13 protein-coding genes are annotated in these 11,988 nt (G+C 72.7%); 6 read left to right on the forward strand and 7 right to left on the reverse strand.

From position 1 onward, the window contains the following. Nucleotides 1–384 (forward strand): transposase (locus T328_RS33885; protein ID WP_496500095.1); only part of this gene is annotated, 384 nt, incomplete at its 5' end. Between the two features lie 173 nt (nt 385–557). Here the strand turns inward: T328_RS33885 and T328_RS33890 are convergent. From T328_RS33890 to T328_RS33900, 3 genes are all read right to left on the reverse strand, one after another. Then, nucleotides 558–1,091: a GNAT family N-acetyltransferase gene (locus T328_RS33890; RefSeq protein WP_496500096.1), complete on the reverse strand. Its 534-nt coding sequence runs from the start codon at nt 1,089–1,091 to the stop codon at nt 558–560. Then, the gene (locus T328_RS33895) at nt 1,088–2,053 is read right to left on the reverse strand and encodes an NsdA family TPR-like regulatory protein (RefSeq protein ID WP_496500097.1); all 966 of its coding nucleotides are present in this window, start codon (nt 2,051–2,053) and stop codon (nt 1,088–1,090) included. The genes T328_RS33890 and T328_RS33895 overlap by 4 nt, the downstream gene beginning before the upstream one ends. A gap of 277 nt (nt 2,054–2,330) precedes the next feature. Next, entirely contained in the window at nt 2,331–3,131 is an 801-nt protein-coding gene (locus T328_RS33900) for an SAM-dependent methyltransferase (RefSeq protein ID WP_496500098.1), read from the reverse strand. Between the two features lie 352 nt (nt 3,132–3,483). Here T328_RS33900 and T328_RS33905 point away from each other — a divergent pair, with 352 nt between their 5' ends. Then, a complete protein-coding gene (locus T328_RS33905; protein ID WP_496500099.1) occupies nt 3,484–4,224 on the forward strand; it encodes a LolA-like protein in 741 nt (246 codons plus the stop codon). Between the two features lie 328 nt (nt 4,225–4,552). Then, nucleotides 4,553–5,935, forward strand: a complete 1,383-nt coding sequence (gene gad, locus T328_RS33910) for a glutamate decarboxylase (RefSeq protein ID WP_496500100.1) — start codon at nt 4,553–4,555, stop codon at nt 5,933–5,935. A 213-nt stretch (nt 5,936–6,148) separates the two neighbouring features. Here gad and T328_RS33915 read toward each other — a convergent pair whose 3' ends face one another. The 3 genes from T328_RS33915 to T328_RS33925 all read right to left on the reverse strand — a co-directional run bounded on the left by T328_RS33915 (nt 6,149) and on the right by T328_RS33925 (nt 7,870). Then, the gene (locus T328_RS33915) at nt 6,149–7,090 is read right to left on the reverse strand and encodes an AraC family transcriptional regulator (RefSeq protein ID WP_496500101.1); all 942 of its coding nucleotides are present in this window, start codon (nt 7,088–7,090) and stop codon (nt 6,149–6,151) included. Nucleotides 7,091–7,253: 163 nt separating this feature from the next. Continuing rightward, nucleotides 7,254–7,646 carry a type II toxin-antitoxin system VapC family toxin gene (locus T328_RS33920; RefSeq protein WP_496500102.1) on the reverse strand — a complete coding sequence of 131 codons (393 nt, stop codon included), beginning with the start codon at nt 7,644–7,646 and terminating at the stop codon, nt 7,254–7,256. After that, nucleotides 7,643–7,870: a FitA-like ribbon-helix-helix domain-containing protein gene (locus T328_RS33925; RefSeq protein ID WP_496500103.1), complete on the reverse strand. Its 228-nt coding sequence runs from the start codon at nt 7,868–7,870 to the stop codon at nt 7,643–7,645. The genes T328_RS33920 and T328_RS33925 overlap by 4 nt, the downstream gene beginning before the upstream one ends. A 212-nt stretch (nt 7,871–8,082) precedes the next feature. Here T328_RS33925 and T328_RS33930 point away from each other — a divergent pair, with 212 nt between their 5' ends. After that, nucleotides 8,083–8,598, forward strand: a complete 516-nt coding sequence (locus tag T328_RS33930) for an anthrone oxygenase family protein (RefSeq protein WP_496500104.1) — start codon at nt 8,083–8,085, stop codon at nt 8,596–8,598. 240 nt (nt 8,599–8,838) lie between these two features. On the opposite strand, the gene T328_RS33935 is transcribed toward T328_RS33930, so the two are convergent. Beyond that, nucleotides 8,839–9,411, reverse strand: a complete 573-nt coding sequence (locus T328_RS33935; protein ID WP_496500105.1) for a PepSY domain-containing protein — start codon at nt 9,409–9,411, stop codon at nt 8,839–8,841. 129 nt (nt 9,412–9,540) lie between these two features. On the opposite strand from T328_RS33935, the gene T328_RS33940 reads away from it, so the two are divergent. Then, a complete protein-coding gene (locus T328_RS33940) occupies nt 9,541–10,239 on the forward strand; it encodes a response regulator transcription factor (RefSeq protein WP_496500106.1) in 699 nt (232 codons plus the stop codon). Further along, nucleotides 10,232–11,827, forward strand: a complete 1,596-nt coding sequence (locus T328_RS33945; RefSeq protein ID WP_496500107.1) for a sensor histidine kinase — start codon at nt 10,232–10,234, stop codon at nt 11,825–11,827. Before T328_RS33940 ends, T328_RS33945 begins: the two co-directional genes overlap by 8 nt. The last annotated feature ends 161 nt before the right edge of the window (nt 11,828–11,988 follow it).

Consider the following 11,988-nt stretch of genomic DNA (forward strand, 5'->3'; position numbering starts at 1 on the left):
GTCTACACCGCCCCGAGCGAGGACGCCGCCACCAGCCGGTTCCTGGAGTTCTCCGAGACCTGGGGCAACAAATACCCGGCGATCATCCGGCTGTGGGAGAACGCCTGGGCGGAGTTCGTGCCGTTCCTGTCCTTCGACGTCGAGATCCGCAAGGTCATCTGCTCCACGAACGCCATCGAGAGCGTCAACGCCCGCATCCGCAAGGCCGTCCGCGCCCGCGGTCACTTCCCCCACGAGCAGGCCGCCCTGAAGTGCATCTACATGGCGCTGATGTCGCTGGATCCCACCGGCAAGGGCCGCCGACGCTGGATGATGCGCTGGAAAGCGCCCCTGAACGCCTTCGAGATCGCCTTCGAAGGACGCCTGGCCGCAGCCAGGCGCTGACCACCCACACAACCGCAGATCAGCCGTCTACTGGACACACCCGCGGCTCTCTCAGGCCGCGAGTGCACATTCAGTGCACGTGCACGGCTGGCCGGCCTTCGCTGAGCACGTCGTGCGCGGCCGGGTGAAGGCGCCGTTGATCGCCTGGCGGGTGCGGGCCTCGGAGGGCAGGCTCAGCGTAGACGCCGGAGCATGACCGCGAAGGTTGGCGAATCATCGAACGGCTTCTTCTCGCCGATCTTCTCGTATCCCCAGGACTCGTACAGGGCCTGCACTTTCCCGTGCTCTCGGTCCACGGTGAGCGTGACAATGTGTTCTGCCCGGCCTTCTAGGAGAGCGTCGTGGAGCCGTCGGGAGGCTCCGGTCTTGCGCCACTTGGGTCGCACCATCAGCTCCGAGAGACCGAACGTGGTCTGCCGCCCAGGCTCCGGCTCGGGATCGAGATGGCCGCGCCACCACTCCATGTACGGGGAGAGCGGGGCGCCGTACGCGAAGCCGACGGGGGCAGCGGCGTCGTAGCCGACCACGCAAGACCAGTTCGGGTTCGACGACCAATGGTCGACGAACCACTCGAACCGCTCTCGGGTGTTGAAGGGGTCGTCCATCTGATCGGCGTAGCAGTCGTCGTGCACATCGAGCAGCAACGTCCGCAACTCGGCGGCGGCGTCGTGGCCGTAAGAGCGGATCGTCAGCGTGCTGCTCGTCATACGACCACTGCTCTGAATCGTTCGGTGAAGTCGGCGGCCCCGGTGGGTCGGTGCGTTTGAACATCGCGTTGGAACTGGGCAAGTTCGTGGGCCCAGCGTTGGCTGCGTACCTCGGGCAGTAGGTCCAGGGCGCTATGGCCAGCAGCCAGGGCTTCGTCGGCATTGCCAGCCGCGAAGGTGCTTCGTGCAAGGCTGACGCGGCGGGAGAAGGAGTTGCGGCGAAATTCGCTCGGAGAGGTGCGGGAAACCGCGTCGTGAGCGGCCTGAGCGGCGCGGGCATGGTCGCCGAGGTAGTGGTTGCACATTGCGTTCTGCGAGGCGAGTTCGTCGGGACCACAGAAGGCGAGCCACGCTGGTGGTGCCTCCGAAGCACGGTCCAGCTCCTGTTCAGCACGGTGCAGGGACTGCGCGCAGCGTCCGGACTGGCCTCCGGCGGCATGCCCCAGGGCAACTCGGGCGTGCAGGAGCGCGGACAGGCGTGGATCGCGCCGACCGCGGGTGCTGTCCAATGCGGCGCGGGCCATGCCCACGGCTTCGGCGCCGTGGCCGAGGTCGACCGCATGTCGGGCCATGCTGGACCAGATACGAGCTTCCAGTTCCGGGGCTTTGCCCAGACGGGCATACTGCAGCGCCGTGCGCCAGTGTCCCCGGGCTTCCTGGTGCTTTTGGGAGTCGTAGGCGAGCCAGCCTGCCGTCGCGCTGATCTCGCCGGCGGTACGGTAGAGCGCAGTCTGCACACGGCTGCCGTAGGTGCAGTGCCGGATGGTGTGCTCGATGTGCTCGACGTAGCGGCTGGCGATGATGACAAAACCGGCGCCGCCGTGCGCGGTGTCGAGCTGGACGAGGCGGGCCTCCGCGCCCTGGATGCGCGCCACGTCGCTCATACCGATGCGGCCCGAGGCGGGTAGGGCGGGAAGCGCGATGACCGTGCCAGCGTTGAGGAGGAACTTGCGGCGGTCCACAGGCGTGTCCTGGTCCGAGGGGAATTCTGCTCTCCTAACTAACTTGTCCAGTCAACGGTGACGACACTTCTGCCGGCCTCCAGCTGACTGCCGATCCTGTTGCCGCCGCACACACCAGGGCGTCAGCGCCACGCCGTACCGACGCGGATGAAGCGATCAACATCGACATCCCGGCACTGGCGTGCCAGGCCGGCCGCAGAGGCTGGACGATCCGGGTCAAGTCCTGTACCTGCCACGGCGGTTGCCGCGGGCGTGGCAGAGGGCGAGTGCGCGCGCCTCAGGGTTTGCGGGCTACGCCGCAGAACACGTCGGCCTCCTGCGGGGTGCCGATGGCGTCGGGGTCCGGGCGCCACAGGGGGGTGGAGACCACGCCGGGGGTGACCAGGTCCAGGCCGTCGAAGAAGCCCTCCATCTCCGCGACGGTGCGGAGGTAGTACGGGTCGCCCGCCTCCGCCCGCACCTCGGCGGCGGCGTCGAGGGTCACGGGGTCGATCGCGTGGGTGCCGTCGTTGACCACGAGGTAGCTGCCGGGTGCCGTGTCGGCGAGGAGCCGGCGGGCGAGGGTTCTGGCCTCGTCGTAGTCCTCGACGTTGCCGAGGATGCCCAGCAGCATCACGGCCACGGGGCGGGAGAGGTCGAGGGTCTTCGCCGCCTCGGCCAGGATGAGGTCCGGGTCGCGTACGTCGGCGTCGACGTAGGTGGTCCTGCCCTCCCCGGTGGAGGTCAGCAGGGCGCGGGCGTGGGCGAGGACGATGGGGTCGTTGTCGACGTAGACGACGCGGCAGGCGGGGTGGACGGCCTGGGCGACCTCGTGGGTGTTGCCGGCGGTCGGCAGGCCGGTGCCGACGTCGAGGAACTGGCGTATGCCCGCGTCGCCCGCGAGATGGCGGACGGCGCGTACGAGGAACGCCCGGGAGTGGCGGGCGATCTCCACGATGCCCGGGAAGACGGCCTTGACCTGTTCGCCGGTCTCCCGGTCGACCTCGTAGTTGTCCTTGCCGCCGACCCAGTAGTTCCACACCCGGGCCGAGTGCGGCCGGGTGGTGTCGATCCTGGCCGTCGGGCTCTCGTCGTGCATCAGGCCGTCCTTGGCGTGGTGGTGTGGGCGGAGCCGGTCAACGGGCAACGTATACGAGCCGGTTCGCGTCGGCGTCCGGGATGGTGGAATCCGGCCCGCCGCCGGTACGGCCCGCACGGCGGCGGCGGCGACGACGGCGACGGCGACGGGCAGGGGTGGGGCGGGGTGGCGTCGTACGCCCTTTCACTCCGGCGGACGCGCCCCGATGGCCGTATCGGCGGACGCTCCGGCGGGGCAGCGCGTACGGGGGCGTGGACACGGGCGCGTACGCCGTCCGCTGCTCCGATCGTGCGACCGCTTTGAGCTGAATGTACGATTTTGGCGTTGCCATTTCCTCCCGGAAGGAAGCCCGATGTCCCGTACGCGGAAAGCGACCCTCGGCGCCCTGGGCGCCACGCTCTGCGCGACCGCCCTGGTCGGCACCGCACCCCCCGCCCCGGCACAGGACGACAACGGCGTCGCGGACAGGAGCGCCGCGGACATAGCCGCCCAGGCCCGGGACGCCTTCAACGGTGCCCGGTCCATGCACCTCACCCTGGACAGGCAGGGCTCGGGCCTCGGCCGCGACGACCCGGCCAGCCTCGATCTCTCGGCCGACCGCTCCGCCAACTGCGTCGGCACCGTCGACTTCGCCGCCGGGGGCGGCAGCCTGGAGATCATCCGGCACGGCGACGACGTGTGGGTGAAGCCCGACACCGCCTGGCTGCAGAACAACCTCCCGTCCGACCAGTCGGACGACGTGCGGAGGCTGGCGGGCAAGTACCTCCAGGGCACGGTCCAGGACCCGGGTCTCGGCGGCCTCGCCGAGCTGTGCGGCATCGACTACCTCAGCGACCCCCTGGAGAACGCCACCTCCGCGGGCAACCTGCGGAAGGGCTCCGAGACGACCGTCAACGGCACCCCCGTCATCGAGGTCACGGGGCGGCACGAGGAGACGGACGTGACCTTCTCCGTCGCCACGCGGGGCACGCCGTTCCCGGTGCAGGCCACGTCGCGGGGCGGCGGCCCGCAGCAGACGGCGAACTTCACCTTCGACCAGCCCGTCCCGGACAGGACTCCCGCGGCCGGCGACACCGTCCCCTGGGGCGGCTGACACCCGCGCCGACGGCCCGCCCCCGCCGACGGCCCATCCGCGTCGACGGCCCACCCGCGCTCGCTCTGCCGCGTTGTCAGTCCCGGATGTGAGGCTGGGGCGCATGAGCGAAGAGCGCGGGCGGGCACGTGACTCGGGCATTCCGCCGACCGGCGAGCCCGGGGACCCGCCGCTGGGGCGGGGGCTCGCGGCCCTCGCCGCATTGCCCGGGGGCGTACGGACTGAGCCGCACGCCCCCCGGCACCCCCGCGCCCCGGCGGCGTGTCGGTACGCGCCCCGCCGCCCCCGCCGCCCACGATGGGTGCGCCGAGGCGAGAGGAGCCGCACCGTGGCCCTGCACCAGACCCACCGCGGCGTCGCCGCACCGTACGACGACGTCTACGCGATGCCCATCAGCCAGCACGCGCTGCCCAAGTACCGGATGCCCGAGGGGGTCTCCGACCCGCGCGCCGTCTACGCCCTCATCCACGACGAGCTGGCCCTCGACGGCAACGCCGCGCAGAACCTGGCGACGTTCTGCACCACCTGGTCCGAGGCCGAGGTGCACGACCTCATGGACGAGTGCCTCGACAAGAACATGGTCGACAAGGACGAGTACCCGCAGACCGCCGACATCGAGAACCGCTGCGTGCACATCCTCGCCGACCTGTGGCACTCCCCGCAGGGCGCGAGCACCATGGGCTGCTCCACCACCGGCTCCAGCGAGGCCGCGATGCTCGGCGGACTGGCGCTCAAGTGGCGCTGGCGCAAGCGCCGCGAGGCGGCGGGCAAGCCCGCCGGCCGGCCGAACCTCGTCTGCGGCCCCGTGCAGGTGTGCTGGGAGAAGTTCGCCCGCTACTTCGACGTCGAGCTGCGCCAGGTGCCGCTGGAGCCGGACGCCACCGGGCTCCGCCCGCACCAGCTGCGCGACCACGTCGACGAGAACACCATCGGCGTCGTCGCCATCCTCGGCGTCACGTACACCTGCGACTACGAGCCGGTGAAGGAGATCGCCGCCGAACTCGACGCCATCCAGGCCGACACCGGGCTGGACGTGCCCGTCCACGTGGACGCCGCCAGCGGCGGCTTCGTCGCCCCCTTCCTCCACCCCGAGCTGGAGTGGGACTTCCGCGTGCCGCGGGTGGCGTCCATCAACTCCTCCGGCCACAAGTACGGCATGGCGCCCCTCGGCGTCGGCTGGGCGGTCTGGCGCTCCGCCGACCTGCTGCCCGAGGACCTGATCTTCCGCGTCAGCTACCTCGGCGGCGACATGCCCACCTTCGCGCTCAACTTCTCCCGCCCGGGCGGCGAGGTCGTCGCGCAGTACTACAACCTGCTGCGGCTCGGCCGCGAGGGCTACCGCCGCATCTACCGGGCGGCGGCCGGCAGCGCCGAGTGGCTGGGCGGGCAGATCGCCGGCATGGGACCGTTCACGCTGCTGTACGACGGGCGCGGCGCGCTGCCGGCCGTGTCGTGGACGCTGACGGACCCGGCGGGCGCGGGCTTCACGCTGTACGACCTGACGGAGCAGCTGCGGCTGCGCGGCTGGCAGGTGCCGGCGTACCCGCTGCCGCCGCGGCGGCAGGAGACCGTCATCCAGCGGGTGCTGATCAGGCACGGGATCAGCCACGACAAGATCGAGCTGCTGGCGGGAGACGTACGGGCGGCGCTGGCGCGGCTGAAGGACGGCGCGGGCACCCCGGCGCCGCACCGGCCGGGGTTCCACCACTGAGCGGCGCGGAGACGCGCGCCGGGCGGGAGCGGCGGGCGGGGCGGCCCGGCCCCGCGGGCGGCGAAGGGGTCCTGACGGCAACGCGGACGGCGGCCGGACGGCGGCCCCGTACGCGCCGGGCGCGGCCCGCCCCGTACCACCCCACCGCTACCTTTCTCGTACGCCCCCGGCCCCCCGGCGCCCACGCCCTCCGCCCCCGGCCGCTACGCCCCCTCAGCCCACCGCCGCCAGGCGGTGCTCCTGCGGGCTCACCCCGTGCACCCGCTTGAACGCCGCGCTCAGCGCGAACGGGCTCCCGTACCCCACCCGCCGCGCCACCGCGCCCACCGTCGCGTCCGGCTCCCGCAGCAGATCCGCCGCCAACGCCAGCCGCCACCCCGTCAGATACGTCATCGGCGGCTCCCCCACCAGCTCCGCGAACCGCCGCGCCAGCGCCGCCCGCGACACCCCCGCCCGCACCGCCAGCTCCGCCACCGTCCACGGGTGCGCCGGGTTGTTGTGCAGCAGCTTCAGCGCCCGCCCCACCACCGGATCGCCCTGCGCCCGGTACCAGCCCGGCGCCTTCGCCTCCGGCCGGGCGAACCACGCCCGCAGCGCCGCCACCACCAGCAGGTCCAGCAGCCGGTCCAGGACCACGTCCTGGGCCGGGTCGTCCCGCGCGATCTCCTCCTCCAGCAGCGGCAGCAGCGGGCAGTCCCACGTGTCCTCGTGCAGCACCACCAGCCGCGGCAGCGCGTCCAGCAGCCGCGCGCCGATCTCGCCGGTGTTCTCGTACGACCCGATGAGCATCTTCGTCCAGTCGCCGCCGCTGCCGTGCGTCCAGGTCCGTACGACCGCGTCCAGCTCCTCGGCGAGGCTCTGCCCGTCCGGCGTCTCGCAGCGCCCGCCGGGGTGGATCAGCGCCTGCGGCTCGGTGGCCGGGTCGTCGGAGAAGACGTACGGATCCGGGCCGCGCATGATCGCGATCTCGCCCTCCCCCACCCGCACCGGCTCCGCGCCGTCGTGTGTCACCCACGCCGTGCCGCTCGCCATCGCCACGACGGACAGCGGTGCGCGGTCCACGACCCGCACCGACCACGGCGGCTCCACGAGCGCGCGCAGCATCAACGCCCCCCGCGCGCGAGGGCTGCCGAGCAGTCCGGCGATCGAGTCCATACGGGCCAGGGTAGGACGCGGCCAGGCGGGCGCTTTCGGCGTGAGAGCGAGCACCCCCGGTCAAGAGACGAGGGGTCCGTTTCTGGCGCACCACGCGACCGGGCCCGGCGCCGCCCTCACACCGCGGGGCGCCGGGCTGTAAGGGCACGGGACGGGATCGGCCTTAGCCGAACACCTCGACGACGCAGCGCCCGCCCGACGCACGTTGCAGCTTCGCGTCACCGGTGACCAGGGGCGCGCCGAGCTGCTCGGCGAGCGACACGTAGGCGGCGTCGTAGGGCGTGAGGTTGTCCCGCAGCTCCCAGATCCTTGGCAGCAGCCCTTGGTGAGGAAACCGCTCGATGGGAAAACCCGGAATCTGCGCCAAGGCGTGATCGGCATCCCAAGCGGTGATCTTGCGGCCTCGCAAGAGCCCCCTGAGCGCACTCGCCGCCTCCAGATCGATCACGCTGGGGGCGGCGAGTTCAGATCCGTCGAGCCGGTCGGCCAGAGCCTTGGCCACCGGCCCGGCGTCCGTGAGCAGCAGGACGAAGGCCGAGTTGTCGAGCACGATCACTCGCCGCGCTCCTGACGCTGCAACGCGACGATGTCATCCATCGATACTTCGGTAGTCAGCTCGGCTCGCGCCCTTGCCAGGGCCTCGGCGACGGTCGGCCGAAGCGCGACGCGTTCCAGCTCTACGCGCAGGTACTCCTGGAGCGACCTGCCCGAATCCGCGGCACGCCGACGCAGTATGGCGTAGGCGTCGTCGTCGAGGTTTCTGATTTGCACCGTAGCCATGCATGCATAATAGCGCTTCTTTGGCGCCATCACGCAAGCTAGACGCTCGCGTATGCGGGTGCGCCTTTGAGTCATGGATCGTCCAGCCCGTCTCGGCTTGACTGGCTGTATGACACATCCCAGTGCACCCACCACCCAGCGACACCTCCACCTGCGCACGCCCCGCGACTTCACCGACTTCGTGCGCGAGGCGGCCGGGAGAGGAGCCCGGAATGTCTGACGTCCGCACGGCGGTGCTGTTCGCGGCCGTCCTCACCACGGGACTGAGCGCCGGACTGTTCTACGTCTGGTCGTACTCGGTGATGCCGGGCCTGGCCCGCGCCGGCGACCGCAGCTTCGTCGAGACCTTCCAGCACATGAACCGGGCGATGATGAACGGCTGGTTCGCCCTCAGCTTCGGCGGCGCGATGGTCTTCCTGCTGCTGGCCGGCGGGCTGCTGCTCGGCGCGGACGGCGACCAGCGGTCGAAGGCGCTGCCGTGGGTGATCGCGGCGGTCGTGCTGTACGTGGCGATGCTCGTCATCACCTTCGCCGTCAACGTGCCGATGAACGACGAGCTGGACGCGGCGGGCGCCGTCGACCAGATCAAGGACCTGGCGGCCGTGCGCGAGCGGATGGAGGACAGGTGGGTGCGGTGGAACAACGTCCGCTCCGTCGTCACCGTGCTCTCCTTCGGCTGCGTGACCTGGGCGCTGCTGCAGTACGGACGCGCCACCGGCAAGGGGTAGCTCCGGCGGCGCGACGGTGGCGCGACGAGGCCGGCGCCGGGAGCCACGGGGTCCCGAGGGCCGGCCTCAGCCGTGGGCGGGGAGGGGGAGAGGAGGGCCCCCGGCGGGGCCGGCCGCGCGGTGAAGGGGAGTAGCGCGGGGCGGCCCTCCGGGGGCCCGGGAGAGAGGGTCAGGAGGTCAGGGGGTCAGGGGTCAGGCGTGGGGACGGTGTGCGGCGGTGCGGCCGGGCCGGCCGGGGGATCAGTCGTCGCCGCGGTCGTCGGAGTCGTCGGCGCCGCGGTCGTCGTGGTCGTCGTCGCTGCCGTCGTCGTCCCTGCGGTCGTCCCGGTCGTCACCGTCGTCGTCCTTGCCGTCGTCGCCGCGGTTGGCGACGACCTGGCCGCTGTCGGCGTCGACGCCGACCTCGTACCACTTGCCGTCCTCGCCGAGGATGTCGATCTCCCACCGGTGGGCCCCGCCGCGGTCGTCATCGTCGAACTCGGCCGACTCCACCGTGCCGGGCCGCTCCTGCAGCGCCGCCGCGACCGCGTCGTCGACCTTCACCTTGGCCGCGGCGAGCGCCTTGGCCTCGGCGCGGTCGTCGGCGTCGCCGTCCCGGCCGTCGTCGCCGCGGTCGTCGCGGTCGTCCAGGTCGTCGTCCCGGTCGTCCAGGTCGTCGTCGCGGCCGTCGTCGTCGCTCACCTGTACGTCCGCCGGCACAGCGGCGGCGTCCGCCCCGCCGTCGTCGCCGTTCGAGACCGCGACCGCGGTCACCGAGCCACCCGTGACCAGCGCCGCGGTGGCGACGGCGGCGATGACGATGTTGCGCTTCATGAGGGTTCCTCCCGCTTTCGGCGGCTCCTGCCGCTGTGTGCTGACGGAGACCAAGCTGCCTGAACGATCCTGAAGGCACCCTGAAGCCACCTGAAGGGTTCTTCAGCTTCGGTTTGCGACCCTGGGGGCATGCGACTGCTGATAGTCGAGGACGAACGACGCCTCGCCACCTCCCTCGCCCGCGGGCTCGCCGCCGAGGGCTTCGCCGTGGACGTCGTCCACGACGGCGTGGAGGGCCTGCACCGGGCCACCGAGACCGACTACGACCTCATCGTCCTCGACATCATGCTCCCCGGCATGAACGGCTACCGCGTCTGCTCCACCCTGCGCGCCGCCGGCGACGAGACCCCGATCCTCATGCTCACCGCCAAGGACGGCGAGTACGACGAGGCCGAGGGCCTCGACACCGGCGCCGACGACTACCTCACCAAGCCCTTCAGCTACGTCGTCCTCCTCGCCCGGGTCCGCGCCCTGCTGCGCCGCCGCGGCCGCACCGCCGCGCCCGTGCTGCGCGTCGGCGCCCTCGCCGTCGACCCGGCCGCCCGCCGGGTGCACGTCGGCGAGACGGAGGTGACGCTGACGACCAAGGAGTTCGCCGTCCTGGAGGTGCTGGCGCAGCGCGCCGGCGAGGTGGTCGGCAAGTCCGAGATCCTCGACCACGCCTGGGACTTCGCGTACGACGGCGACCCCAACATCGTCGAGGTCTACGTCAGTGCGCTGCGCCGCAAGCTCGGCGCCCGCGCCATCCAGACCGTACGCGGCGCCGGCTACCGGCTCGCCGACCCGGACCCCGGCTCCGGCCCGGCCGCCGGCGGTTCCCGTGCGTAGTCCGTTCGCCTCGGTACGCGCCAGGGCCGCGGTCGGCGCGACGGCCGTCGTCGCCCTGGCGCTGGTGGCCGCGGGCGTCGTGGTGCTGCTCGTGCTCCGCGCCAACCTGCACGACCAGGCCGAGCTGCAGGCCGACGTGGACGCCCGCCGGATCGCCACCGACCTGAGCAACGGCACCCCGCTCGCCGACATCGACCTCCCCGACGACAACCCCATGGTCATACGCGCCGACAACGGCGACATCCTGCAGGTGAGCGACGACCTCACGCATCTCGACGGCGCCGGCGGGTCCGCCACCGACCCCCGCCCCGGCACCCGCACCGAGCGCTCCGCGCCCCCGACCCCGACGGCCCCCTCCCCGACCCCGTCCCCCACCGAGGGCTCCGGAGACGACGACGCGGACGACGACGCGGACGACGCCGAAGACGCTGACGACGACGACTCCGACGACGACTCCGACGACGACTCCGGCTCGGACGCCGACGCCGACGCCGACGACGCCGATCCGCGCCGCGGCGAGGTCGCGGGCGAGGCGGAGCACGACGACGGCCGGGCCGTACTCGACGGCAAGGTCGGCGACTACCGCTTCGCCGGCCTGAAGGTCACCACCCCCGAGGATCAGACCTACACCGTCTGGGCCGGCGTCCCCCGGGACACCGAGCAGAACGCCGTAGACTCCGTCGGCCGCGCGATGCTCGCCGGTCTGGTGCCGCTGCTCGCCGTCGTCGGCGGGGTGACCTGGCTGGTCACGCGGCGCGCGCTGCGCCCGGTCGAGGGCATCCGCGGCGAGATGGCCGCCATCACCGCCTCCACCGACCTCTCCCGCCGCGTCCCCGAGCCCGCCACCCGCGACGAGGTGGCCAGGCTGGCCCGTACGACCAACGAGACCCTGACCGCGCTGGAGAAGTCCGTCGAGCGCCAGCGCCGCTTCGTCGCCGACGCCTCCCACGAGCTGCGCAGCCCCATCGCCTCGCTGCGCACCCAGCTGGAGGTCGCCGCCGCCCACCCCGAACTCCTCGACCTCGACGGCGCGGTGGCCGACACCGTACGGCTGCAGCACCTCGCCGCCGACCTGCTGCTGCTGGCCCGGCTGGACGCCGGGGAGGAGCCGCTGGGCAAGCCGGTCGCGCTGGGCGCGCTGGTGCGCGAGGAGGTAGCGCGGCGGAACGCCGATGAGCCGGGCGGGGTGGCGGTCGTCGCCGGGGAGCCGGCCGACGCGACGGTGGCCGGCTCGCGCAGCCAGCTGGCGCGGGTCCTCGGCAACCTGCTGGACAACGCCGTACGGCACGCCGCCGGCCGGGTCGACGTACGGGTGCGCCGCGAGGGCGCGTGGGCGGTGCTGGAGGTCGCGGACGACGGCGCGGGGGTGCCGGCGGCGCACCGGGAGCGGATCTTCGAGCGGTTCGTACGCCTCGACGACGCGCGCAGCCGCGACGACGGCGGCGCCGGCCTGGGGCTGGCGATCGTCCGGGACGTCGTCGTACGGCACGGGGGCTCGATCGGCGTCGACGAAGCCCCGGGCGGCGGGGCGCTGTTCACCGTCCGGCTGCCCCTCGCCGAGTCGGCCGGGCCGGCGCCAGAGGGCTGAGCACGGACCGGCGCGCGCGCCGGGACGGATCGGCGTGCAGCCCCGGAGCGGGCCGGCGCGCGGCTGAGCGGGCCCGGTGTGCAGACCCGAGCGGCCCGGCGTGCGGACCCGGGGCGGCCCGGAGTGCAGACCCGGGGCGGCCGGCGTGCGGGCCCGCGGCG

Source organism: Streptomyces sp. CNX435 (genome assembly GCF_059570575.1).

Bases quoted from the DNA above. Each gene is read 5' to 3' on its own strand.
- T328_RS33905 (WP_496500099.1), top strand. From the start codon at position 3,484: ATGTCCCGTACGCGGAAAGCGACCCTCGGCGCCCTGGGCGCCACGCTC.
- T328_RS33915 (WP_496500101.1), bottom strand. From the start codon at position 7,090: ATGGACTCGATCGCCGGACTGCTCGGCAGCCCTCGCGCGCGGGGGGCG.
- T328_RS33900 (WP_496500098.1), bottom strand. From the start codon at position 3,131: ATGCACGACGAGAGCCCGACGGCCAGGATCGACACCACCCGGCCGCAC.
- T328_RS33930 (WP_496500104.1), top strand. From the start codon at position 8,083: ATGTCTGACGTCCGCACGGCGGTGCTGTTCGCGGCCGTCCTCACCACG.
- T328_RS33925 (WP_496500103.1), bottom strand. From the start codon at position 7,870: ATGGCTACGGTGCAAATCAGAAACCTCGACGACGACGCCTACGCCATA.
- T328_RS33940 (WP_496500106.1), top strand. From the start codon at position 9,541: ATGCGACTGCTGATAGTCGAGGACGAACGACGCCTCGCCACCTCCCTC.
- T328_RS33935 (WP_496500105.1), bottom strand. From the start codon at position 9,411: ATGAAGCGCAACATCGTCATCGCCGCCGTCGCCACCGCGGCGCTGGTC.
- T328_RS33890 (WP_496500096.1), bottom strand. From the start codon at position 1,091: ATGACGAGCAGCACGCTGACGATCCGCTCTTACGGCCACGACGCCGCC.